General features: G+C 71.8%; 25 protein-coding genes and 1 pseudogene. 15 read left to right on the top strand and 11 right to left on the bottom strand.

Annotation, left to right across the window (positions count from 1 at the left end; genetic code table 11):
- Positions 1 to 34: 34 nt before the first annotated feature.
- Both AB0G15_RS39085 and cobF read right to left on the bottom strand, forming a co-directional pair.
- On the bottom strand, positions 35 to 997 hold the full coding sequence (locus tag AB0G15_RS39085; RefSeq protein WP_362850297.1) for a putative protein N(5)-glutamine methyltransferase: 963 nt from the start codon (positions 995 to 997) through the stop codon (positions 35 to 37).
- Between the two features lie 309 nt (positions 998 to 1,306).
- A complete protein-coding gene (cobF, locus tag AB0G15_RS39080) occupies positions 1,307 to 2,092 on the bottom strand; it encodes a precorrin-6A synthase (deacetylating) (RefSeq protein ID WP_362850296.1) in 786 nt (261 codons plus the stop codon).
- A gap of 120 nt (positions 2,093 to 2,212) precedes the next feature.
- Between cobF and AB0G15_RS39075 the strand changes: the two genes are divergently transcribed.
- Positions 2,213 to 2,701: an NUDIX domain-containing protein gene (locus AB0G15_RS39075; RefSeq protein ID WP_362850294.1), complete on the top strand. Its 489-nt coding sequence runs from the start codon at positions 2,213 to 2,215 to the stop codon at positions 2,699 to 2,701.
- Positions 2,702 to 2,868: 167 nt separating this feature from the next.
- Complete coding sequence (locus AB0G15_RS39070; protein ID WP_362691681.1) at positions 2,869 to 3,219, top strand: PRC-barrel domain-containing protein; 351 nt, start codon at positions 2,869 to 2,871, stop codon at positions 3,217 to 3,219.
- Positions 3,220 to 3,371: 152 nt separating this feature from the next.
- Here AB0G15_RS39070 and AB0G15_RS39065 read toward each other — a convergent pair whose 3' ends face one another.
- Positions 3,372 to 4,556 (bottom strand): globin domain-containing protein, encoded by a 1,185-nt coding sequence (locus tag AB0G15_RS39065; protein ID WP_362850293.1) that lies wholly within the window; start codon positions 4,554 to 4,556, stop codon positions 3,372 to 3,374.
- A gap of 279 nt (positions 4,557 to 4,835) precedes the next feature.
- On the opposite strand from AB0G15_RS39065, the gene AB0G15_RS39060 reads away from it, so the two are divergent.
- A complete protein-coding gene (locus tag AB0G15_RS39060; RefSeq protein WP_362850291.1) occupies positions 4,836 to 5,567 on the top strand; it encodes a helix-turn-helix domain-containing protein in 732 nt (243 codons plus the stop codon).
- A 225-nt stretch (positions 5,568 to 5,792) separates the two neighbouring features.
- Here the strand turns inward: AB0G15_RS39060 and AB0G15_RS39055 are convergent, their stop codons facing one another.
- Positions 5,793 to 6,803: a YafY family protein gene (locus AB0G15_RS39055; RefSeq protein WP_362850290.1), complete on the bottom strand. Its 1,011-nt coding sequence runs from the start codon at positions 6,801 to 6,803 to the stop codon at positions 5,793 to 5,795.
- Positions 6,804 to 6,865: 62 nt separating this feature from the next.
- Between AB0G15_RS39055 and AB0G15_RS39050 the strand changes: the two genes are divergently transcribed.
- Both AB0G15_RS39050 and AB0G15_RS39045 read left to right on the top strand, forming a co-directional pair.
- Entirely contained in the window at positions 6,866 to 7,708 is an 843-nt protein-coding gene (locus tag AB0G15_RS39050) for an NmrA family NAD(P)-binding protein (protein ID WP_362850288.1), read from the top strand.
- Positions 7,709 to 7,815: 107 nt separating this feature from the next.
- Complete coding sequence (locus AB0G15_RS39045) at positions 7,816 to 8,913, top strand: winged helix DNA-binding domain-containing protein (RefSeq protein WP_362850286.1); 1,098 nt, start codon at positions 7,816 to 7,818, stop codon at positions 8,911 to 8,913.
- Between the two features lie 2 nt (positions 8,914 to 8,915).
- Here the strand turns inward: AB0G15_RS39045 and AB0G15_RS39040 are convergent, their stop codons facing one another.
- Entirely contained in the window at positions 8,916 to 10,058 is a 1,143-nt protein-coding gene (locus tag AB0G15_RS39040) for an NAD(P)/FAD-dependent oxidoreductase (RefSeq protein WP_362850285.1), read from the bottom strand.
- Between the two features lie 55 nt (positions 10,059 to 10,113).
- Here AB0G15_RS39040 and AB0G15_RS39035 point away from each other — a divergent pair, with 55 nt between their 5' ends.
- Positions 10,114 to 10,695, top strand: coding sequence for a TetR family transcriptional regulator (locus tag AB0G15_RS39035; protein ID WP_362850283.1), 582 nt, complete (start codon positions 10,114 to 10,116; stop codon positions 10,693 to 10,695).
- A 65-nt stretch (positions 10,696 to 10,760) separates the two neighbouring features.
- Here the strand turns inward: AB0G15_RS39035 and AB0G15_RS39030 are convergent, their stop codons facing one another.
- Positions 10,761 to 10,973, bottom strand: coding sequence for a hypothetical protein (locus tag AB0G15_RS39030; protein ID WP_362850281.1), 213 nt, complete (start codon positions 10,971 to 10,973; stop codon positions 10,761 to 10,763).
- Positions 10,974 to 11,386: 413 nt separating this feature from the next.
- Here AB0G15_RS39030 and AB0G15_RS39025 point away from each other — a divergent pair, with 413 nt between their 5' ends.
- The 3 genes from AB0G15_RS39025 to AB0G15_RS39015 are packed head-to-tail and all read left to right on the top strand — an operon-like array spanning position 11,387 to position 14,227.
- Positions 11,387 to 12,496 (top strand): helix-turn-helix transcriptional regulator, encoded by a 1,110-nt coding sequence (locus tag AB0G15_RS39025; RefSeq protein ID WP_362850279.1) that lies wholly within the window; start codon positions 11,387 to 11,389, stop codon positions 12,494 to 12,496.
- Complete coding sequence (locus tag AB0G15_RS39020; protein WP_362850277.1) at positions 12,486 to 13,673, top strand: hypothetical protein; 1,188 nt, start codon at positions 12,486 to 12,488, stop codon at positions 13,671 to 13,673. Before AB0G15_RS39025 ends, AB0G15_RS39020 begins: the two co-directional genes overlap by 11 nt.
- Positions 13,674 to 13,690: 17 nt before the next feature.
- The gene (locus AB0G15_RS39015; protein WP_362850275.1) at positions 13,691 to 14,227 is read left to right on the top strand and encodes a GNAT family N-acetyltransferase; all 537 of its coding nucleotides are present in this window, start codon (positions 13,691 to 13,693) and stop codon (positions 14,225 to 14,227) included.
- A 109-nt stretch (positions 14,228 to 14,336) separates the two neighbouring features.
- Here AB0G15_RS39015 and AB0G15_RS39010 read toward each other — a convergent pair whose 3' ends face one another.
- Positions 14,337 to 15,074, bottom strand: a complete 738-nt coding sequence (locus tag AB0G15_RS39010; RefSeq protein WP_362850273.1) for an SDR family oxidoreductase — start codon at positions 15,072 to 15,074, stop codon at positions 14,337 to 14,339.
- 98 nt (positions 15,075 to 15,172) lie between these two features.
- Here AB0G15_RS39010 and AB0G15_RS39005 point away from each other — a divergent pair, with 98 nt between their 5' ends.
- From AB0G15_RS39005 to crcB, 5 genes are all read left to right on the top strand, one after another.
- Positions 15,173 to 15,727 carry a helix-turn-helix domain-containing protein gene (locus AB0G15_RS39005; protein WP_362850272.1) on the top strand — a complete coding sequence of 185 codons (555 nt, stop codon included), beginning with the start codon at positions 15,173 to 15,175 and terminating at the stop codon, positions 15,725 to 15,727.
- A 236-nt stretch (positions 15,728 to 15,963) separates the two neighbouring features.
- Entirely contained in the window at positions 15,964 to 17,532 is a 1,569-nt protein-coding gene (locus AB0G15_RS39000) for an acetyl-CoA acetyltransferase (protein ID WP_362850270.1), read from the top strand.
- A gap of 329 nt (positions 17,533 to 17,861) precedes the next feature.
- Complete coding sequence (locus AB0G15_RS38995; RefSeq protein ID WP_362850269.1) at positions 17,862 to 18,419, top strand: CrcB family protein; 558 nt, start codon at positions 17,862 to 17,864, stop codon at positions 18,417 to 18,419.
- Positions 18,416 to 18,757 (top strand): DUF190 domain-containing protein, encoded by a 342-nt coding sequence (locus tag AB0G15_RS38990; protein WP_362850268.1) that lies wholly within the window; start codon positions 18,416 to 18,418, stop codon positions 18,755 to 18,757. The genes AB0G15_RS38995 and AB0G15_RS38990 overlap by 4 nt, the downstream gene beginning before the upstream one ends.
- On the top strand, positions 18,754 to 19,140 hold the full coding sequence (gene crcB, locus AB0G15_RS38985) for a fluoride efflux transporter CrcB (protein WP_362850266.1): 387 nt from the start codon (positions 18,754 to 18,756) through the stop codon (positions 19,138 to 19,140). The genes AB0G15_RS38990 and crcB overlap by 4 nt, the downstream gene beginning before the upstream one ends.
- 46 nt (positions 19,141 to 19,186) lie before the next feature.
- On the opposite strand, the gene AB0G15_RS38980 is transcribed toward crcB, so the two are convergent.
- The 3 genes from AB0G15_RS38980 to AB0G15_RS38970 form a co-directional block, all read right to left on the bottom strand.
- Positions 19,187 to 19,339 (bottom strand): hypothetical protein, encoded by a 153-nt coding sequence (locus tag AB0G15_RS38980; protein WP_362850265.1) that lies wholly within the window; start codon positions 19,337 to 19,339, stop codon positions 19,187 to 19,189.
- Positions 19,332 to 19,709 carry a hypothetical protein gene (locus AB0G15_RS38975; protein ID WP_362850263.1) on the bottom strand — a complete coding sequence of 126 codons (378 nt, stop codon included), beginning with the start codon at positions 19,707 to 19,709 and terminating at the stop codon, positions 19,332 to 19,334. The genes AB0G15_RS38980 and AB0G15_RS38975 overlap by 8 nt, the downstream gene beginning before the upstream one ends.
- 237 nt (positions 19,710 to 19,946) lie before the next feature.
- Positions 19,947 to 20,561, bottom strand: coding sequence for a TetR family transcriptional regulator (locus AB0G15_RS38970; RefSeq protein ID WP_362850261.1), 615 nt, complete (start codon positions 20,559 to 20,561; stop codon positions 19,947 to 19,949).
- A gap of 146 nt (positions 20,562 to 20,707) precedes the next feature.
- Here AB0G15_RS38970 and AB0G15_RS38965 point away from each other — a divergent pair, with 146 nt between their 5' ends.
- Positions 20,708 to 22,234 carry an MDR family MFS transporter gene (locus AB0G15_RS38965; RefSeq protein ID WP_362850320.1) on the top strand — a complete coding sequence of 509 codons (1,527 nt, stop codon included), beginning with the start codon at positions 20,708 to 20,710 and terminating at the stop codon, positions 22,232 to 22,234.
- A gap of 56 nt (positions 22,235 to 22,290) precedes the next feature.
- Here AB0G15_RS38965 and AB0G15_RS38960 read toward each other — a convergent pair.
- Positions 22,291 to 22,860 (bottom strand): annotated as a pseudogene (locus tag AB0G15_RS38960) (hypothetical protein); the annotation flags it as partial.

The raw sequence follows: 22,860 nt of genomic DNA, 5'->3' as shown, positions 1-22,860 counted from the left end.
AAATGGCTGTGAACAGCGATTTCACCAGTGAACCCTACCCGAATTCGCCCCTCTGCCGATCGCGGGCCGGACCGGGCGGCGGACGGAGGGCGGGCATGGTCCCGACGACGACGGTGGCGTCCAGCTCGCCGGACTCGACCACCCGCGGGATCAACCCGTTGCGGGCGAAGGCCTCCGCGGTCTGGGGCGCCTGGCGCTCGCTCGTCTCGATCAGCAGGTGACCGCCCGGCGCCAGCCACAGTGCCGCCGCCGCGGTCACCCGCCGCTGGATCTCGAGCCCGTCCGCGCCACCGTCGAGCGCCACCCGCGGCTCGTGCACGCGGGCCTCCGCGGGCAGCAACCCGATCGCCCCGGTGGGCACGTAGGGCGCGTTGGCGGTCAGGATGTCGACGCGGCCCCGCAGCGCGGCGGGCAGCGGCTCGTAGAGGTCACCCTCGTACACCAGGCCGTCGGCGGCGGCGAGGTTGCGCCGGGCACAGCGCACCGCGGCGGGGTCGATGTCGACGGAGTGCGACTCCACCCGGCCCAGGGCCGCGACCAGCGCGGCGCCCACCGCGCCGGAACCGCAGCACAGATCGACGATGACCCGTGGCCGGCCGGGGGCCTGACCGGCGGGGACGGCGAGCTCCTCGGAGCCGGGAGGGCCGGGGGGAGCGGAGGGGGCGGCGGCCGGGCGGGAGAGGCCGGGGGGCCGGCCGACGGGCCCTGCGGTCCGGCGGGCGAGGGCGACGGCCTGATGGACGAGGAACTCGGTACGGCGGCGGGGAACGAAGACCCCGGTGTCCACCGCTATCCGCAGCCCGCAGAACTCCGCCCAGCCGAGAACGTGTTCGAGGGGCAGGCCGGCGACCCGCCGGTCCAGCATGGCGGCGAGGTCGGACGGCGTCCGCGCCGTGGAGATGATCAATCGTGCCTCGTCCTCGGCGAAGACACAGCCGGCGGCCCGCAGCCTGGTGACGATGACGGGTTGGGAGAGAGATGACGGTGAAGCCGACATTGGAGCCTTTCGGGATGCCGTTGGGGCTCCCTCGGTCACCTAGGTCGGAAGGACCACGCGGCCGTGAGACGGGAGCACCCGACCTGACACAGCGGTAATGGGTCTCACCTCCTCGATCACGTCCATTGCTGGAGGGCAACACTACCCGAGCCGATCCCCGGTGCGGACACGTTCACGGCGAGCCGGAAGCGGCGAGCCGGAAGCGCGGTGTGCCACCGCCCCGGGGGCACTCGTGAGAGCAGTGGCCTCCCGCGGTGGCCCACCGCGGTGCCCGGTCCCGTGAGGACCCGGCACGCCGGGGTCTCCGGTTCAGGAGGGAGACCCGGGGCGCTCCGCAGGGGGAACCCGCCTCAGCAGGTAGGTGTCCATGATCCAGCCCTTGCGTTCCCGGGCCTCGGCGCGGACGTCGCGGATCCGGCCGGCGACCTCCGCGACCGGCCCGGCCACCAGGATCTCGTCGGGGGTGCCGAGGTAGGCGCCCCAGTAGATCTCGAAGCCCGCGGTGTCGGGCAGGGAGGTGAAGGCGTGGCGGGCGTCGAGCATGACGACGATGTCGTCGGACTCGCCGGGCCCCTCCTCGGACAGGCGGCGGCCCGTGGTGATGTGCAGGGGCCGCGCGACCTGGGTCAGGCTGGTGCGGTGCCGGGCGGCCAGCGCGGACACGCTGCTGATGCCGGGCACGACGTCGTACTCGAACCGGACCGTGCCCCGCTCGAGGACCTCCTCGACGATGGCCAGCGTGCTGTCGTAGAGGGAGGGGTCGCCCCAGACGAGGAACGCGCCGGTCTCGTCGTCGCCGAGCTCGTCGCGGACGAGCCGCTCGTAGATGTCGGCCCGGCGCGATCGCCAGTCCTCCACCGCGCCCGCGTACGCGGGGGTGGTCCGGTCCCGGTCGGGGTCGCGGGCCTCGACCAGCCGGTACGGAGCGCGGGCGTGCGCGTCGACGAGGTCCTGCCGGAGCTGGACGAGGTCGTGCTTGGCCTCCCCCTTGTCGAGGATGAAGAACACGTCGGCCGCGGCGATGGCCTTGACCGCCTGAAGGGTGAGGTGATCGGGGTTTCCCGCGCCGATGCCGATGATGAGGATTCGCTTCACGCGGGAAAGTCTGCCCCCTGCGCCGAGGGGACGCCGCGCCGGGCCGGGCCTTGCCCCCGATTCCCGGCAGGAGCGGTGAAAGCATGAGGTAAGGCCTCGTCCTGGTCTAGTCTCGCGGTCGTGACGATCAGGAACTCGCACTGCTCCTTCTGCGGTGAAGCCTTCGCCCCCGACCGGCCCTGGCCGCGCACCTGCTCCGGCTGCGGGAACACCTCCTACCTCAACCCGCTGCCGGTCGCGGTGATGGTGCTGCCGGTGGACGACCGCCTGCTGGTGGTCCGTCGTGACGTCGAACCGCACCGGGGCGGGCTCGCCCTGCCCGGCGGCTTCGTCGACATGGGCGAGTCCTGGCAGCAGGCGGCCGTGCGGGAGCTTCGCGAGGAGACGGGCGTCGTCGTCGACGCGGACGGCGTGCGGCTCCTCGACGTGCTCAGCGCTCCCGACGGCACCGTGCTGGTCTTCGCCCTGGGGCCGCGGGCCGCGGAGGCGGACCTCCCGCCGGTCGTGCCGACGGCCGAGACGACGGAGTGGCTGCTGATCGACGGGCCGCGAGAGCTGGCGTTCCCGCTGCACACCCGGATCGTGGCGGAGTACTTCGCCGGGAGATGATTACGGTGAGTGTCGGCGGCCGCGATCTGCGCTCCGACCTCGGCGGGAGGCGCGACATGACCGTCGATGGCTCCCCCGGCACATTTCTCTGTCCCCCGCGGTCCGTTTAGCGCGGGGGCGGCGGGTAGGAGGCAGGTGTCCTACCTTCGCTGACGAGGAGAAACGCCATGACGGAGAACGTGTGGAGTTACCGCCCCGAGGCCTACAGCGGCGAGCAGACGCTGGACCTCGTGGGGTTCGACGTGGAGGCCACCGATGGCAAGATCGGTTCGGTGGACGAGGAGAGCAACACGGTGGGTGACAGCTACATCGTCGTCGACACCGGTTTCTGGATTTTCGGCAAGAAGGTCGTGCTGCCGGCCGGCACCGTGCACCAGATCGATCCGCAGGAGCGCAAGATCTACGTCTCGCGCACCAAGCAGGAGATCAAGGACGCGCCGGAGTTCGACGAGGCGACCTACAAGGAGCCCGACTACCGCGACAAGCTGGGCGGCTACTACGGCCCCGGCGCGCGGTGACCGTTGATCCTCGATGAGCCCCTCCCCGCCCGGGGAGGGGCTCGTCTGTCATGTCAGCCCTGTCTCGTACCCCCTCCGCGGCGGCGGGGGAGGGGCGGCCGGCACGTGTGCCCCGCGGTCCTGCGCCCCCGGCCCGGAGCGGAGACCCCGGATCAGTTCTGGCCGAGCCAGAGGTCGGGCCCGAACACCTCGTAGTGGATGTCGGAGGCGGGCACCCCGCGCCGGAGCAGCTCGGTGCGCACGCCACGCATGAACGGCAGCGGCCCGCACAGGTAGGCGACCAGGGGGTCGGGAAGGTCGATCCCGGTCAGGTCGACCTGGCCGACGTTCGGGCCCGGCCGGCAGGAGCAGTCGCCCACCTCCTCGTACCACCGGTGCAGGGTGGCGCCGGGCAGGGCGGCGACCAGCTGCCCGAGCTCCTCCCGGTGGGCGTGGTCGGCGGGGCTGCGGTCGGCGTGGACGACGGTGACCTGGCGGGTGGAACCGTTCGCCGCGAGGTGCTCGACCATCGACAGGATGGGGGTGGCGCCGATTCCCGCCGAGGCCAGCAGCAGCGGGGGACCGTCGGTGGGCAGGGTGAGGTCGCCGAACGGCGCCGATACCGTCAGCACGTCCCCGGCCCGGACGTTGGCGTGCAGCCAGTTGGACACCTCCCCCTCGGGGGTGTCGCCGCCGCGTACCCGTTTGACGGTGATCCGCCAGTCGTCCCGCTCGGGGGCGCACGACAGGCTGTACTGCCGGATCTGCCGCGCGCCGTCGGGCAGGGTGACCGCGACGCTGACGTACTGGCCGGGCTTGAAGGACAGGGGGATCCGCGGCCTCAGGGTGAAGGAGACCGAGTCCGGGGTCTCGCTCCGCCGTTCGAGTACCGTGGCCGGCAGCCAGCCCTTCGCCGCGGAGTCGTGGTAGAGAACCGCCTCCAGGGCGATGAGCGCGTTCGCCATCAGCCAGTAGACCTCGTCCCAGGCCGCCACCACCTCGGGGGTGGCGGCGTCGCCGAGCACCTCGGCGATGGCGGCGAAGAGGTACTTGTGGACCACCACGTACTGCTCGGGGGCGATGCCGAGCGAGGCGTGCTTGTTGGCGATCCTGGAGAGCATCGCGTCCGGCCGGTCGTCGGGGCGCTGCACCAGGACGGTGGCGAAGGCGGCGATCGACCCGGCGAGGGCGCTCTGCTGTTCGCCGTTGGCCTGGTTGCCGCGATTGAACAGTTCGCGCAGCAGCTCGGGGTGGTCGGTGAACATCATCTTGTAGAAGCGCGTGGAGATGTCCTGGATGGCGCCCCCGACCGCCGGCAGGGTGGCACGGACGATCACGGCCGAATCTGGGGAAAGCACAGGTCCTCCAACTACTAGATGATCTTTACGTCGGGTGTGAGTGGGCACGCCCAACTCCTGGTCAGACGTGGTTTCCCTCCGGTCGCCTCTATTTATACAAGCACTTTTTGTGTAAACTCAACTCAAGGGGATGTGAGATAGGGCTCCCTCGCGCGGACCCGCTGGACCTGGTGTTCGTGCGGAAGTGCCCGGCCGGCCGCGTCTACGATGGCGGCCGGAGTCTTCGCGTCCACCCGGACGAGCGCGTCGCGGCACTGCCGCAGGGGAGGTGAGCCGGCCATGGCCGAGCCAGGAAGGCCGCGCGGGACCGATGACGTCACGGGCGGTGCGGCGTCCGCGCGGGCCGCCGAGCGGCCCGCGCCGCCGACCGGCCGCCGGCGGCTCATCCTGACGATGCTCCGCGAGTCCGAGACGCCGCTGGGCGTGGTCGAGATCGCCGAGCGGCTCGACGTCCATCCCAACACGGTGCGGTTCCATCTCGACGCCCTGGCCGACGCCGGCCGGATCGAGCGGGTTCACGCGGCACCGGCCGGTCCCGGCCGGCCGCCGCTGGTGTTCCGGGCGCGGCCGGGGATGGATCTCGCCGGGCCGCGCAACTATCGCGTGCTGGCCGAGATCCTGGCGGGCAGCCTGGCCGCCGGCCCGGAACCCGCCGCCAGGGCGACCGAGGCCGGACGGGCGTGGGGGGCCGCCCTGGCGGCCGGCCGGCCGGCTCCGGCGGCCGATCCCACGCGGGAGGAGGCGGTGCGCGAGCTGGTGAACCTGCTCGACGACATCGGGTTCGCCCCCGAGGAGCGGTCGGCGGGTGACGGCGGGCAGATCGGGTTGCGGCACTGCCCGTTCCTCGAGCTCGTCAAGACCCAGGGCAAGGTCGTCTGCCCGCTGCACCTCGGGCTCATGCAGGGGACGATGACGGCACTCGGCTCCCCGGTGACCGTGGACCGGCTCGAACCGTTCGCCGAGCCCGACCTGTGCCTCGCGCACCTCGCGGCGATCCGTGACGAGCCGTAACGAGAAGTGACCTGAGGCGACCGGCCGGCGCGCGCGGGGCCCGGAAGCGGATCGGCGGAACCCGCCGCCCCGGGTCCCGGGGGTCTTCTCCCCAGGGGGGCGGACGCCGCGTTCCGGGACCTCGGAGCGGTCCCGGACGGGCCTTCACCCCGGCCTGAAGGCCGGAACACCGGCCCGCAATCGGGTAGAGAACGCGAGGGCGGTCTTCCCCGGGAGACGGGCCCCTCAGGAGAGACCCGGTTCCCGCGGAGGTGTTCCGGCGGACGCCGTTCCGGATGGATCCCGCCACGCGGCCCGGTGCAGGCGGGCGGTCAGCGTCCGCAGGTGCTCGACCAGTTCGGGAGGCTCGTGGACCTCGAACTCGAAGCCGAACGCGGCCACCCAGACCGCGAGGTGGTCGAGGCTGTCGGAGCCGATGCGCAGGAGGCAGGTTTCGCCGTCCACGGGTTCCACCACGCCGATGGTGGGGGGGACCTCCTCGGCCACCGCCTCGGCCGGGCCGTGCATGGTGAGCACGGCCCGGTAGCGGTGGCGGTCCGTGGTCATGCCCAGGGCGAAGTACCCGGCCAGGTCGTCGGAGGGAAGCGGCCGGGGGGTGAAGCGGGGGCCGGAGGGGACGCGCGGGGACAACCTGTCGGCGCGGAACCTGCGCCAGTCCGACCTCTCGGTGTCCCAGGCGAAGAGGTACCAGCGCCGCCCGCCGCTGACCAGGCGGTAGGGCTCCACGTCCCGCACGCTCTCCGAGCCGTCGTGGGAGACGTAGTCGAACCGCAGTCGCCGGTGGTCGCGCACCGCCGAGGCGATCGCGGTCAGCGTCGAGGGATCGACGGTGGGACCCGGCATCGGCATGGTCACCATGGCCGAGCTCAGCGTGCCGACCTGGTACCGCAGCCGCGGGGGCAGCACCTGGTCCAGCTTGGCCAGCGCCCGTACGGAGGTCTCGGCGATGCCGGTGACCGTGCCCGCGGTCGCCGTCCGCAGCCCGACCGCCACCGCGACCGCCTCCTCGTCGTCGAGCAGCAGCGGGGGCAGCGAGGCGCCCGCGGCCAGCTGGTAGCCGCCGCCGACGCCGCCGGTCGCGTTGATCGGATACCCCAGGAGCCGCAGCTTGTCGACGTCGCGGCGCACGGTCCGCGGGCTCACCTCCAGCCGCCCGGCCAGCTCCGCGCCCGACCAGTCCCGACGGGCCTGCAACAGCGCGAGCAGGCGGAGCAACCGAGCCGAAGTTTCCAACACAAGACGATTTTTCCAGCTATCGCGGACAGGAGTTGACCGCGAATGCTCCTAACGTCTGCGCCATGACCACAGAAAATCCGATGACCGTTCTCGTGACCGGCGCCACCGGCACCGTCGGCCGCCCCCTCGTCGAGCAGCTGCTCGCCGCCGGACACCGGGTCCGCGCCCTCACCCGGAACCCGGCGAGGGCGAACCTTCCCGCCGGCGCCGAGGCGGTGGCGGGCAACCTGGCCGACACCGCGACCCTGCCCGGGGCCTTCTCCGGCGTCGGCGCCGCGCACCTGATCGGCTTCAGCGGGGAGGACTTCGCACCGCTGACCAACGGCGCGGAGATCGTGGACCTGGCGAGGAAGGCCGGCGTGCGCAAGGTGACGGTGCTCAAGGGGGACGTGACGAAGAGCCCGCTGGAGGAGGCCGTCGAGGCCGGAGGCCTGGAGTGGACCCACCTGGCGCCGGTGGAGTTCATGTCCAACGCCCTGGAGTGGGCGGAGTCCGTGCGGGACGAGGGCGTCGTCCGCGAGGCGTTCGCCGGCGCCAGGAGCGCCATGATCCACGAGGCGGACATCGCCGCGGTCGCCGCGACCGCGCTGACCGCCGACGGCCACGCGGGCCAGGAGTACTGGCTGACCGGGCCGCAGGCGCTGACCCCGCCGGAGAAGGTACGCGTGATCGGCGACGTCCTCGGCCGTGAGGTGCGCTACATCGAGCTCACCAGGGACGAGATCGTCGCGGAGTGGCGCCGGACCGGCTACTCCGACGAGGACGTCGAGTTCTTCCTGGCCATGCGGACCGACCCGCCCGAGGCGGGCTACACCGTGCTCCCCACCGTGGAGAAGGTCACCGGGAGACCGGCCAGGACCTTCGCCGAGTGGGTACGGGAGAACGCCGCCGCCTTCGGCGCCTGACGGCGGCACCGGGCCCGCCCGCCGGCGTCCGCGCCGTGCGCGCCCACGCGCCGCGGACGCCGGCGGGCTCCCCTCGAACGGCCGGTCGTGAGCAGTGGAAGGACACCGTGGAAACCCTCACCCGACGAGGTCTCAACCGGGCGACCCTGGAGCGGCAACTGCTGCTGCGCCGGACGCGCCTGCCTACACTCGCCGTGGTCGAGCGCCTCGTCGGCCTGCAGGCCCAGGATCCCGACCCGCCCTACATCGGGCTGTGGTCCCGGATCGACGCCTTCCGGATCGACGATCTGACCCGGGCGCTGCACCGGCGGGAGGTGGTGCGCGCGACGATGTTCCGGGGAACCCAGCACCTGGTCGCCGCCGAGGACTACCTGTGGCTCCGGCCGCTGCTGCAGCCGATGCTGGACCGCTGGCAGAAGGGCGGGTTCGGCAGGTCCACCGCCGGGCTGGACCTCGGGGAACTCGCCGCCGCCGCGCGGACGATCCTCGGCCGGAGCACGCTGACCCGGCCCGAACTCGGCAGGGCACTGGCCGAACGATGGCCGGGACGCGACCCCGTCGCGCTGGCCAGGTCGGTGCAGGGCCTGCTGCCGGTGGTGCACCCGCCCCCCGACGGAACCTGGGGGCGGCGAGGCACCACCCCCTTCGTGCTCGCCGAGCACTGGCTCGGCCGGCCGCCGGCCGCCGGGCCCTCGGCGGGAGAACTGGTCGTGCGGTACCTCGCCGCCTTCGGCCCGGCCACGGTCAGGGACATCCAGGCGTGGAGCGGCATGACCCGGCTGGGGGAGGTGGTCGACGCGCTCAGGCCCCGGTTGCGCGTGTTCGGGAGCGAGGACGGGCGGGAACTGTTCGACCTCCCCGAGGCGCCGCGCCCGGACCCCGACGTCCCGGCTCCCGTCCGCTTCCTGGCCGCCCTCGACAACGTGGTGCTCGCCCACGCCGACCGGACCCGCGTGGTGTCCGCCGACCGGCGCGGGCACGTCGTCGTCGAGGCGGCGGTGACCGTCGACGGTTTCGTCCGCGGGCTCTGGAACGTCAGACGGGACAGGGGTACGGCGACGCTGGTGGTCAGGCTCTTCGAACCCCTGTCGGGGCAGGAGGAGGCCGCCGTGACCGAGGAGGGCGCTCGCCTGCTGCGCTTCGCGGCCCCGGACGCCGGCGACCACGACATCCGGTTCCACCCCGTCGGCGGCGCCCTCCGGTAGCACTAGACACGCCAGATGGCGGCGAGCTGCCGGGCGGCGAGGCGGGCCGGGATCGCACGCAGCAGGGTGTCACGCGCCCAGGCGGCGGCCCCGGTCCGCGAGGTCAGCCGCGACTGTCGCTCCGCGGCCCGCATCAGCCGGTTGGCGCGCGGGCGGCGGAGCGCGTCGTAGTGCAGCAGCCGCTCGGCCACCTCGGCGGGCCTGGCCCCCGACAGGTGGCGGGCGAGCGCGGCGGCGTCCTCGAAGGCCTGGCTGGCGCCCTGCCCGAGGTCGGGCGTCATGGCGTGCGCGGCGTCGCCGAGCAGCGCGATCCTGCCGGTCGTGTACGCCGGCAGCGGCTCGGCCAGGCAGGCGATCGGGTCGACGTAGACGTCGTCGGCCGCGGTGGCCGCCAGCAGCGCGGGAACGGCCGGGTGCCAGTCGGCCATCAGCGCCAGCATCTGCTCGCGCGCCTCCTTCGGCCCCGGGACGGGTTCCGGTAGTACGGAGTCGGTGAACCAGTACAGTCTGTCCGTGCCGATGGGGAAGAGCCCGAACATTCCACCGGTGCGCCGGTCGAGCAGGATGCCGGCCAGCAACTCCTCCACGTCCAGCCCCGCGGGGCGAGGCAGGGTGCCGCGCAGGTCCATGCGGCCGATCCTGCGCAACCCGCCGTGACCGGGGAACAGCTGTCCGCGCAACCTGCTGCCGATCCCGTCGGCCACGATCACCGCGTCCGCCTCGTCGACGCGCTCGCCGCCGCCGAACACCGCCACTCCGTCCGCGCCGGGCTCCAGCCGCTCCACCGGTGCCGCGGTCCGCACCGCCTCGGCGGGCAGCGGGGCGCGCAGGGCACGGTGCAGCTCCGTCCGGTCGGCCACGGTCATCGACCCGGCCTCGCGCTGTGCCTGCACGGCGTCGGCGATCAGCAACGGCCTCCCTCGCCAGTCGCGCAGCCCGCCGCTGCGGGCGGGGGTGGACCGCCCCCTCGTGTCGTAGCCGAGCTCCCCCAGCGCCCGGAGTCCGTTGGGCATGATCACCACGCCGGTGCCCGTCTCACGAAGCTCGGCGCTCCGCTCGTAGAGGGTCACCTGATGCCCCTGGCGGTGCAGGCCCACCGCGGCCGCCACCCCGCCCAGCCCGGCGCCGACCACGACGACGCGCATGGCACTCCTCCATTCACTACGATCGTATTACTACGCTTATTGGTAACATGGCGGGGTGCCGCCCACCAACCCAGCCCGCCGCCAAGCCCTGACGGACGCCGCCATCGACCTTCTGGCGGCCTCGGGGGTGCACGGGGTGACCCATCGCGCGGTGGAGAGGGCGGCGGGGCTGCCGGCCGGTACGGCGTCCAACTACTTCCGCAGCCGCGAGGCGCTGCTGGTGGCCGCCGCCGAGCGGGTGGTCGAGCTCCACCTGGCCGACATGGACCGGGCGGCCGAGCGCCGGCCCGCGGGCGGCGCCGACCTGGTGGAGACGCTGACCGAGTCGTTGCTCGCGGCGGCGACCACGCTGCGCCACCGCTACCTCGCGATCTTCGAGCTGCAGCTGGAGGCGGTGCGCCGCCCGGCGCTGGCCGCGGCGCTGGCGCGGCTGCGGGAGGTCGCGGTGCGTTTCACCGCGGGGCATCACGGCCGGCTGGGACTGAAGATCGCGCGTGAGAAGGTCCCCGCGCTCGTCGCCCTCTACGGCAGCGCCCTTTTCGCCCTGGTCAGCGCGCCTCCCGGGAGTGTCACCCGGCCCGCCGTCGAGGCCATCGTCGACACCATGGTGTACGGCTCGGCCGCACCGGACGACTAGCGCGGGGACGTGAGGTGATCGCGCGGCCGGTGTGACCGCGCGTGAACCATCGCGCGTTCGCCACCTCAGAACATCCTGAGGGCGGCCAGGTAGGCCATGACCAGGACGGTCAGGATCACGAGCAGCACGCCCGTGCCGCTGATCACGAGAAAGACGTGCGTCCGCCGGGCCGTCCAGCGGATCGCCGCGAACACCAGCGTGATCGTGGCCGCGAGGATGAGAAGTGTCAGATTCCCGCTGTCGGCGGAACTCGGCATTACCGCGGTGAGATGTGTCATCGGGGTTCCCTGGTATGAAGACATGCTCGGTCAGATGCCTTACCGTGCGGACACCTCCACTGCTGAATCGACGATCGGGCTCGTCGAGGGGTGTTCGCGGTCTTTCCTGGCGGGGTGTCATTCGCCGCCGTGCCGGGGCCGTCCCGGTCGCCCGGTATGTGCCACCTCCTTCACAGGCTCTTCAGTTAACTTCAGCTAATTAACGGAAATTGTCCTTGTACGGTTAATTCCCTCACTGAAGTTCTCAATGCTGCCCCGATGGCCATAGGAGGCTGACTAGAATGACGTCTCCTTGCACATGTGTCTTCGCATGTCGGACCGTTTTGTAATGTCTCAGCTGCGGATTCTTCATCGACCCCGCACCCGGATTGGTGTTTAGTGGGGTGACTGAAGTTCAGATGAATGAGGCTGAGATGAAGGGTGACCACTCCGCGTCGACCGCGCTGGCGCGCCGGCTGCGCGAACTTCGTGACAGCCGGTGGCCTGACACGCGGATCACGCAGGCCCAGCTACGCGAGGCCCTCGGAGTCAGCGCCCCGCTGATCTCGTCGTGGGAGTCCGTTCACGCCCCCAGGATCCCGCCTCTGGCCAGGATCGAGGGGTACGCGGCGTTCTTCGCGACCAGGCGGTCGGTCGCGGACGGAACGGCCCGCGTGCTGCCGCTGTCCGAGCTGACCGCGGAGGAGCGTGACCGGCGTGCCAAGCTGCTGGAGGAGCTGACACGCCTGCGCAACGAGGCGCTGCGATCGCAGATCGCCGTCACGCTCAGCGGGGAGAGGGCCGCGCAGGTCGACCCCTTTCGCGAGGGCCCCTGGCACTTCGCGGACGGCCGGCCGATCACGATCATCTGCTCGCAGGTCCCCGAAGCGGATCAGGCCAGGATCCCGTACGCGAATCCCGCCAGTGCCGACTACATCGAGCTCTACAAATACTCGGATCTGGACTCGTTGTTCGAACTGCACGGGCATCTCCGGGCCGCGAACCCCCAGAGCCTGGTGACCGTCCGGGTGACCGAGGACCTGAAGTCGGACGACCTCACCACTCATCTGGTGCTGCTGGGCGGTGTGGACTGGAACAAGGTCACCGCGTCCATGCTCGCGAGAATCAAGCTGCCGGTCCGGCAGGTGCCCGACTGGGCCGGCGAGAAGGGACCCTACTTCGAGGTCGACGAGGGCGGCGAGACACGCAGGCACCACCCCCTCACCCGCAAGTCGGACGAGGGCCTGCAACTGCTGGAGGACGTCGCGTTCTTCTATCGCGGGGTGAATCCCGACAACGTCCGGCGCACGCTGACCATCTGCAACGGGATGTACGCCCGGGGCGTGTACGGAGCGGTCCGGGCACTGACCGACGAACGGTTCCGCGACAGGAACGCCATGTTCCTGCGGACGCGTTTCGGCGACGCGAAGTCGTACAGCATCCTCACCCGGGTCAGGATCCAGGGCCAGGTCGTCATCACACCGGACTGGACCCTCGACACGGTCAGGCTGCACGAGTGGACGAAACCCGCTGATGAGGACTGAGACGAAGCGGGTCGCGACGGAGCATCATCACGGTTCCCACCGGCACCTGGCCGACATCCTCGAGATGGGGCACTCCTCCGGGGCACTCGGCATGGTCGACGCCATCGTGGTCCCCACGATCCGGCATCCCCGCTGGCTGAGACACGCGACCCGCCTGGCGGTCGCGCTGGACTGCCCCCTGGTCTCCCTGCACAGCCGCAGGTGGAGCAGTGCGAGGCACGCGGTCGCCGCCATGCCGATCAACGTGGAGTTCCTCGCGATCGACGTCGACGACGTGGATCGGCTGAACCTGCCCGACCTCATGACGACGGCCCTGCTCCGGGGCACTCTGTTCGACCGGCCGACCGATCTCAGCGCGAAGCGGAACGCGGGGCTTCTCCTCGCCCGCCTGATGGGCTGGGAACGCATCGTCTTCCTGGACGACGACATCGAGGTCGGGGGGCACGAGGAGGTCGCGCGGGCCGCCGCGCTGCTGGACACCTACGACGTGGTGGGCATGCACATCGGTGGCTATCCCGACAACTCGGTGGCGTGTCACGCGTACCGGGAGACCGAAGGGCGCCAGGACTCGTTCGTGGGCGGCGGCGCTCTCGCGGTCGAGACGACTCGTCTTCCCTCCTTCTTTCCGAACATCTACAACGAGGACTGGTTCTACCTGCTGGGGGAGACGTCGCTGCGCAGGCTCGCGGTGACGGGAACGGTGAAGCAGCGGCCGTACGACCCCTTCGACCGGCCTGCCCGGGCCCGGGACCAGGAACTCGGGGACGTGCTCGCCGAGGGCATCTACTGGCTGCTCGACGAGCGGACGGGCACGGGCTGGCGGGGCGCCACCGACGTGCGGCACTGGAGCCGCTTCCTGCTCGCGAGGAAGGAGTTCCTCGAGCACGTGCTGCGGCGGGTCAGGTGCCTTCCCGCGGGCTCGAAGCCGGACCGCAGGGCCATGGAGGCCTCGTTGCTGGCCGCCCTCGGCCGCCTCAGCCGGATCGAGGCCGGGTTCTGCGTCGCCTACGTCAAGGCCTGGGCCGAAGACCGTCGCCGGTGGGCGGACCACCTGCACCGGTTTCCCGTACTCGGGTCCGACGTCGCGGGCGCCATGAAGTGGTTGGTCAAAGACGGCCGGAATCCGCTGTTCTGGAAATGCCGGATGGAAATGGCTCTTGATTTACCGGACGTTTAGCCGGGAATGTGTTGTTCGTGGGAACAGCCGACATACGCCAGGCCACCGGCGGGGACCTTCCCGCCATGGTCAGGTCGCTCGGCCAGGAGGAGTACTTCAGCGACCGGCTGGTCCTGCAGGACAGCGGCCACGGGCTGCTCCTCGTCGCCTGGCAGGACGACGTGACGGGCGGCGTGGCGGTGGGGGACGTCTACGTCTGGCTGGCGGCCGCCGAGGAACCGGAACTGCGGGCCCACCTGCCGGACGTCGCGTTGATCACGCACCTGGAGGTCGTCGCCGGACGGCGCAACGAGGGGATCGGCACCGAACTCCTGAGGGCCGCCGAACACCGGCTCTGGGATCTGGGCCACAAACAGGTCGCCCTCGGTGTGGGCCTGGACAACCGCGACGCCCAGCGGCTGTACGCCCGCCTGGGCTACGCCGAGTGGCTCCACGGCCCGGTGGCCACGACGGAGGTCGTCTACCGCCCCGGCGGTGAGCGCGAACTCCGTCCGGAAACCTGCCGGATCATGGTCAGGCGACTCGACCCGGAACACGGCAGTCCCTGGCGGTGAGCGCCGCGGTTCCTTCGGCGAACCCGCCGCCGGCTTCGCCGCCGATGAGGAGCGACTGAGGAGCGACTGAGGAGCGACGCGGCCACGGCACGATGGAGTGAGAGACGGTCTACCAGGGCATCCGGCCCTGGTCGTCGAAGAAGCCGCCCGTCTCGCCGTCGTCGCCGACGGTGGCCCAGTACACCGAGGCGCGCGCGCCCTCGTCCGTGCTGCGCACGCCGCTGAAGCCGTTCAGATCGGTGGCGACGTACCCCGGTGTCACGGCGTTGATCTTCACGTGCGCCAGCTCCGGATCGTCGAGGAAGGCGTTGGCGTACTTGACGGTCAGCATGTTCACCGCGGTCTTCGTCGCGGAGTAGGCGAACGAGTCGTGCGAGCGGGCGAACATCGAGCCCTTCTCGGTGGCCTTGGCGAACACGGCGGAATCGCTGGAGACGTTGACGATCCGGGCCGCGGGGGACCTGCGCAGCAGCGGCAGCATCGCGTGGATGACCCGCACCGTCCCGAACACGTTGGTCTCGAACTCCTGGCGCATGTCATCGGCCGACACCTCGGTCGCCTGCCTGCGGACGAGCATCCCGGAGTTGTTCACCAGCACGTCCAGGCGGCCGTACTCGCGGCCGATGAACTCGGCCGCCCCGCCGACCGACGCGTCGTCCGTGACATCGATCCGCACGGGCCGCACCGTGATCCCGGCCTCGGCGAGCTCGCCGGCCGCCCGGGCGCCGCGCCCGGCGTCCCGGCTGCCGAGGAGAACGGTGAGGCCGCGCTCGGCCAGCTGACGGGCCGTGGCCAGGCCCACGCCCTTGTTGGCGCCCGTGACCAGGGCGATGGTTTCGGCGGACATCTCCCGCTCCCTCGTGCTCATGGCACATAGAATCAAAACTGATAGTACCCCTACACTTTAACCGTAGGGATCCTACGGTTGTCAATTCAGGAGGTGGCATGCAGCCTGTCCTCGGTTCGCGGCGCCCCAAGCGCGCGGACGCCCGCCGCAACTTCGACGCCCTGCTCGTGGCGGCCCGGGACACGTTCGCCGAGATCGGGGCGCAAGCCTCGCTTGAGGACATCTCCCGGCGGGCCGGGGTGAGCATCGCCACCCTGTACCGCAACTTCCCCACCCGCGAGGACCTCGTCGAAGAGGTCCACCGCGAAGAGGTCGAGGCGCTGTGCCGTGCGGCCGCCGAGCTCGGCGACCTCGAGCCGTGGGAGGCACTCGTGGCCTGGCTGCACCGCTTCGTCGAGTACATCGGCGCCAAGCTCGCCTTCGCCGACGCGCTCAACCGCACCACCGACAGCTTCCAGGCCTGTCGCAGGGCGATGCGCGACGCCGGTGGCCCCCTGCTCGAACGCGCGCAACGAGCCGGCGCCGCGCGGCCGGAGCCGTCGATCGACGACATCCTGCGCATGATCTCGGGCATCAGCACCGTCGAGTACGTCGACGACGCCCAGCGCGAACGGGTCCTCAGGCTGGCCCTCGCCGGACTGCGGGCCGGGTGATCGCGGGCGGGGCCCGCGGCTCGGGGTCCTCCGCGGCTCGGGAGGGGGCGGACGCGGTCGCGGCGGCTGTTCCGGTGTTTGCCCGGCCTCGGAACGCGGGGCTACGCTCCATCCTGTTCAAGAACAATATTCGGCCACGGATCGCGCCTGTTCGCATCGGCTTTCACGGGTGACCAGGACGATCATCCGCCCGGGGCGGCGACGGACCCCGTCCCCGACTCCGCTGGAGCGTGAAGATGACCTTCGAGGGCCTCGATCCCCGCACGCCGGTGCTCGTGGGCGTCGGGCAGTCGTCCGAGCGGATCGGCGAGCCCGGCTACCGGCGGCTGTCGCCCGTGGAGCTCGCGGCGGCCGCGGTCCGCGAGGCCTTCGCCGACACCGGGGCGGACCCCGCACGGGTCGCCGCCGCCGTCGACACCGTGGCGGGGGTGCGCCAGTTCGAGATCTCCGCGCCCGGCGTCCCCGCGCCCTTGGGCAGGTCCACCAACTATCCCCGTTCCGTCGCCGGCCGGGTGGGGGCGGACCCCGGCCGGGCGATCCTGGAGGTGGCGGGCGGGCAGGCGCCCCAGCACCTGGTCAACGAGCTCGCCGCGACGATCGCGGCGGGATCCTCGCGGGTGGCCCTCATCGTCGGGTCCGAGGCCATCTCGACGGTGCGGCACCTGGCCGGAGCCGAGGACAGGCCCGATTTCGGGGAGACGGCCGAAGGTGGCCTGGAGGACCGGGGCTACGGGCTCGAGGGCATGGTCTCCCCGTTCCTGGCCGCGCACGGGCTGGCGGGCGCGCCGAGCCAGTACGCGCTGCTCGACAACGCGCGCCGGGCCCGCCTCGGGCAGACGAGGCAGGAGTACGCGGCCGGGATGGGGGCGCTGTTCGCTCCCTTCACCAGGGTCGCCGCCGCCAACCCGCACGCCGCCGCCCCCGTCGAGCGCGGCCCCGCGGAACTGGTCACCCCGACCGGGGGCAACCGGTTCATCGCCGAGCCCTACACCCGCTACCTCGTCGCGCGCGAGAAGGTCAACCAGGGGGCGGCCGTCCTGCTGATGTCCGTGGCCGGCGCCCGGCGTCTCGGCGTCCCCGGGGAGAAGTGGGTCTTCCTGCACGGCCACGCCGACCTGCGCGAGCGCGACCTGCTGGACCGGGCCGACCTCAGCAGGGGACCGGCCTCCGTCATGGCCGCCGGACACGCCCTGGACCTGGCCGGCATCGGGGTGGAGGACCTGCACGCCATCGACCTGTACAGCTGCTTCCCGATCGCCGTCTCCAACATCTGCGACGGCCTCGGCCTGGCCGCCGGCGATCCGCGCGGGCTGACGGTCACCGGCGGCCTGCCCTTCTTCGGCGGAGCGGGCAACAACTACTCGGCGCACGCGATAGCCGAGATCGTCCAGCGGCTCCGCGCCAGGCCCGGCTCGTACGGCATGGTGGGGGCCAACGGCGGGATGCTGAGCAAGTACTCGGTCGGCGTCTACTCGACCACCCCCGCCGGGTGGCGCCAGGACCGCAGCGCCGCGCTGCAGGCCGAGATCGACGCCTGGCCCGCCGTCCGGCAGGCCGTCCGGGCCGACGGGTGGGGCACGATCGAGACCTACACCGTCAGGCACCGGCGTGACGGCACCCGCTTCGGCATCGTGATCGGGCGGCTCGAGGCCGACGGCCGCCGCTTCCCGGCGACGACCGCCGACGGTGACGAGGAGACGCTCGCCCTGCTCGGCGACGGCGAGCCCATCGGCCGGCGCGTCCACGCCCGCTCCTTCGAGTTCGGCAACCGGGTGACCGCCGGCGACACCGGGACGGGCGGCTGACATCGGGCACGATCGCCGCCGCCACGCGGCCGCCGGGGGCACGGGACGAGCTCATGATCGGGAACAGGCTCCATCGAGGCGTGTTTCCCGGAGCCGGGCCTTCGTCCCGTTGTCCCGTCTCCCGCGGCCGCGGGTTCCGGAGAGCGGCCGAGGTGGTCGTGGAGCGGCCGCGCTAGGCTGAGTGGCGAGGGTCCCGCCGATGCCGGGGTCCCCGCGGCGGTGGGGCCCGCCGCACCCGACCGCGGCACCCGCTGCCGCCAACGGTCCCTACCCGTGACAGGTCGTGCCCGCGCAGCCGTGCCGGGCACCCGCCACGTGTGGGGAGAGGCATGCGTACGAATCAGGCGAGGTTCACGGTGGCGACCGAGCCCATCGACCCCGGCGTCGACCCCGAGGCGGATCCACCCGGTCCACCCGGTGCGCGCGGGCGCGGCGGGTCGCGTCGCTCCCGTCACGGTGTCCTGGCGGTGGTCGCCGCCGGAGGCGCGATCGGTACGGGGGCCCGCTACGGCGCCATCCTGCTGTGGCCGGCCGCGGACGGCTCCTTCCCGTGGACCACGCTGGCGGTGAACGCGGCCGGTTGCCTGCTCATCGGCGTTCTCCTGGTCGTGCTCACCGAGGCGTGGGCCGCGCCGAGCTGGGTACGCCCGTTCCTGGCCACCGGCGTGCTGGGAGGTTTCACCACCTTCTCCACCTACTGCCTGGACATCGAGCGCCTGGTCTCCGCCGGCCGACCCGGCCTGGCGTTCGGCTATCTGGCGGCGACGGTCCTGGCGGCGCTGGCCGCGGTGGTGGCCGGCACGTGGACCACCCGCCGGCTCCTGGCGAAAAGGGCGAGGACGACCGGGACGGCGAGAACGAGGAGCGCGAGGAGGAGAGCGCGATGATTCCAGCCGGACGGGCGCTGCGACTGACGATCTTCGTCGACGACACCGACACCTGGCACCACCGGCCCCTGTACACCGAGATCGTGCACCGTGCCCACGCCGCCGGGCTGGCCGGGGCGTCGGTCTTCCACGGCCTCGAGGGCTTCGGCACCACCTCGATCGTGCACACCACCCGGCTGCTGTCGATGGCCGACGAACTGCCGGTGGCCGTCACGATCGTCGACACCGAGGAGCGGATCCGCGCCTTCCTGCCGCAGCTGGACGACCTCCTCACCGAGGGGCTGGCCATCCTGGACGAGGTCGAGGTCGTCCGCCACCGGGGCGGGCAACCGGCGTGAGCGGGCCGCAGAACTGGCTTCCGGTGCTGCTCGGCGGTGCCGTCGGGGCACCGCTGCGCTATCTGACCGACCGGGCCGTGCAGGCTCGCCACGACACGGTCTTTCCCTGGGGGACCTTCACCGTCAACGTGGCCGGCTCGCTGATCCTGGGCGTCCTGACCGGGGCGGCACTGTCCGGCGCTGTGGGCGCCGACGTGCGGCTGCTGCTCGGCACCGGGTTCTGCGGGGCGCTGACCACGTATTCGACGTTCTCCTACGAGACGCTGCGGCTGGCCGAGACCGGCGCGATCCTCTTCGCGGTGACCAACGTCGTCGCCTCGATCGTCGCCGGCCTGGGGGCGGTGTTCCTCGGTCTCGCCCTCGCTCAGACGGTCTTCGCGTGACCTCCTTCCAGGGAGGTCGGGAAACGGAGGTCAGGAAGGCGCCAGGTCAGGAAGGCGCCCGGTCCCGGAAGGCGGGGGAGGAGGGGGAGGACCGGTGCGCTGTCAGCCCGGTCACCCCGGTCAGCCCGGTCACCCCGGTCACCCCGGTCACCCCGGGCTCGCGGTGCCCGGGGTCGCGCGGGCGGACGCCGTCACCCACCTCCTCGAAGGTCCGTCCTGCGACCGTCGCGCAGCACCTTGACGCCGCGCGGCACCTCCACCCTGAACCGGGCGTCGCAGAGCGCGAGCCCGGTGCAGCCCGCCTCCAGATCGAGGACACCGCCCCTGAGATCCCACCGGAGCGTTTTCGAGCTGCCCGCCTTGGCGTCGAACCAGCGGGTGACCTTGACGTCCTCGCGGTCGGTGGCGACCAGGTCCGTCGGGATCTCGTGCGACTTCACGTTCAGCGTCCTGCCGCTGAAGGCGAAGGTCTTCTCCTCGGGGGTCGCGTTCTTGGCGTTCACCGAACAGGCGGTCAGGCCGCCGATCAGCGTGGTGATCGCACAGCACACCAGAACGCGTGTCGTCACGGGCGATGTCAACGGATCCTCCAGGGATGGACCGGGGGCGTGAGCGCGCCGTCCGGCGCGCTTCCCGAGGATTTCCCGGCGGCGGAATCCGGTGCATCGGCTGTTCGGCCGATATCAGCCCCGACCGGGCAGCCGAATTGCCACGATCGGCCGCACCGGCCGCACCGGCCGCACCGGTCGTGCCTGCCTGCACTGGTCGTGTCTGCCTGCGCCGGTCGTGCCGGCCGTGCCGCCGCGTCAGGTGTCCTGCCGCGCGGGCCTTTCCTCGCTGTCGAAGGGCCGGGCCATCTCGCCGAGAACGTCGTCCATGATCTCGCTCAGCGGGCGTGACTCGTGTTCGTCGGTCCACATGTGCGTGGCGATGCGCAGCGCGACCAGGAAGGCCGCGGCCATCACCTGGGGGCGCGGGCCGGAGCCGCCGTCGCGTTCGGCGATGACCTGGGCGAGCTCGCGTTCGAGGTTGGTGTGGTTGGCCAGCTGCCTGGCCAGGAGCGTGGGGTGCCTCTTGGCGAGCCTGGCGCGGATCGCCCACTGCCTGTCCGGCCCGCCCAGCTCGCAGTAGAAGTCGTGGACGGACGCGTGCAGTGCCCGCCAGGCCGGCTCCCCGGCGGGACGGGTGCGGATCCGCTCGACCAGGAGGCGGATGCGCTGCTCGTCGCCGTAGAGGACGGCGTCCTCCTTGCTGGCGAAGTAGTTGGAGAAGGTCCGCCGCGAGATGTTGGCGGCGTCGGCGATGGCCTCGACGGTGACGTGTTCCAGGCCGTGTTCGGCGGTCAGCCGTAGGGCGGCCTCGTGAACCGCCAGCCGCGTCTCGGCCTTCTTGCGCTCGCGCAACCCCGCTGTGATCTCCATGACAGGAACAGCCTACTGCTCGGATAACCATGCCCAGTGCGCAAAGTTTCTCAGTGGGCATGTATCTTGTCACGGTCTGTCCTGATTATCTGTATCGGAGGTCGTGCGTGAGCACGCAAGCGGTCGCGCCAACCGGCGCGGAACCGATGACCCATCGCGAGATCCTCGAGGCGCTGAGCGGTCTGCTTCTCGCCCTGTTCGTGGCGATGATCAGTGCCACGATCGTGTCGGTGGCGCTGCCGCAGATCATCGGCGCGCTCGACGGCACCCAGTCCCAGTACACGTGGGTGGTCACCGCGTCGCTGCTCGCCGCGACCGCGTCCACCCCGGTCTGGGGCAAGCTCGCCGACCTGTTCAGCAAGAAACTGCTCATCCAGATCTCCATCGTCATCTTCATGGTGAGCTCGCTGGCCTGCGGATTCGCGCAGAACACCGGCCAGCTCATCGCCTTCCGCGCCGTCCAGGGCCTCGGCATGGGCGCCCTGCAGGTCCTGGTCCAGGTCATCATCGCCGCGATGATCACCCCCAAGGAACGGGGACGCTACAACGGCTACCTCGGCGCCGTGATGGCCGTGGCCACCGTGGCGGGCCCGCTCCTCGGCGGCCTGATCGCCGACACCTCGTGGCTGGGCTGGCGCTGGTGCTTCTTCGTCGCGGTGCCGTTCACGGTCGTCGCCTTCGTCCTGCTGCACAAGACGCTCCACGTGGTCACGGTCCGGCGGCCGGACGCCAAGGTCGACTACGCGGGCGCCACGCTGATCGCCGCGGGCGTGAGCGTCCTGCTCGTCTGGATCACCTTCGTCGGCAACTCCTTCGACTGGATCTCCTGGCAGACCGGGGCCATGGTCGGTGGCGGGATCGTCGTCCTGGCCGTCGCCGTGCTGGTGGAGTCGCGGGTCAGGGAGCCGGTCGTGCCGCTGCACATCGTCCGCAGGCGTGACCCCGCCCTGGCCATCCTGGCCAGCCTCGCGGTCGGCATGGCGATGTTCGGCGGATCGGTCTTCCTGGGCCAGTACTTCCAGATCGGCCGCGGGTACGGCCCCACCGAGGCCGGCCTGCTGACCATCCCGCTGATGCTCGGCGTGCTGCTGTCCTCGACGGTCTCCGGCGCGCTCGTGTCCAGGAGCGGCAAGGTCAAGCCGTACATCGTGGCGGGTGCCGTCGTGCTCACCGTCGGATTCCTCGGCCTGTCCGTGATCGACCACGAGACCTCGCTGGTGCTCGTGTCGGCCGCGATGCTGCTGGTCGGCATCGGCGTCGGCATGTCCATGCAGAACCTGGTGCTGGTCATCCAGAACGTCGTCCCGCTGCGGGAACTGGGCGCCGCCAGCGGTGCCATCACCTTCTTCCGCTCGCTGGGCGGCACGATCGGGGTCTCGGTCCTGGGCGCGATCCTGGCCAACCGGGTGGCCACCGGCATCGCCGAGGGCTTCGCGAAGGCGGGCATCCGGCCGTCCGGCTCGGGGGGCAGCACCCTCAACCTCCAGGCACTGCCCGAAGCCGCGAGGACCGTCGTGCGGGTGGCGTACGGCGACGCCACCGGACACATCTTCCTGGTCTCCGCGGGGATCGCCGCGGTGGGCGTCGTCGCCGCGCTCTTCCTCAAGCCGGCCGGGCTCCGTGACAGCCTGGACCTGCCGGACACGCGGGGAAGCGACGCCCTGGTCGACTGACCCGGGATCCGCCGGCCCGGGCACGGGACGACGCCGCGACTGCCGCGCGGGACTTCTCAGGTGGTCGAGAGCACCTCGTGGAGCCTGGCGGCGAACGCCTCGGGCTCGGAGCCGAAGCCCCCGTGGTCGCCGGGGAACGCCGTGGGCCGCGTGCCGAGCAGGCCGGCCACGGCGACGGCGGCCCGGTACGGCGGCTCGCCCTCCGCCTTCTCGCCCACCGCGGCCACGACGCGCACCGAGGACGCCCCGAGCGCCGCGCCGTCGGGGGTGTAGCGGGAGAACGGCGGCACCTCGTAGCCGATGAAGAACTCCGCGTTCCTCTCCAGCCGCCCCAGCATCTCCATCGTTTCCGGGTCCGGTGCCCCCTGCGGTGCCTGCGCGCCTCCCGGGATGCGTTCCGGCCCCTCGGCCGCCGGGTCACCCCCCGCCGGCGCGTCCTCCGTCCGCTCGCTCTCCGCCCGCTCGCCGTCGCTCGCCGCGAACGCGGCGGAGAGGGCCTGCATGGCGGCCCCGGCCCCCTCCTTGGCGAACGCCTCCTCCACGTCCCGGATGACGTCGCGCCAGCGGTCGCGGTCGGGCAGCAGCTCGAAGAGCGGCGGCTCGTGGGCGACCAGGACGCGCACCTG

It is taken from the genome of Streptosporangium sp. NPDC023825, assembly GCF_040639575.1.
GTDB lineage: Bacteria > Actinomycetota > Actinomycetes > Streptosporangiales > Streptosporangiaceae > Streptosporangium.
This window is presented reverse-complemented; position numbering and strand designations above follow the sequence as displayed.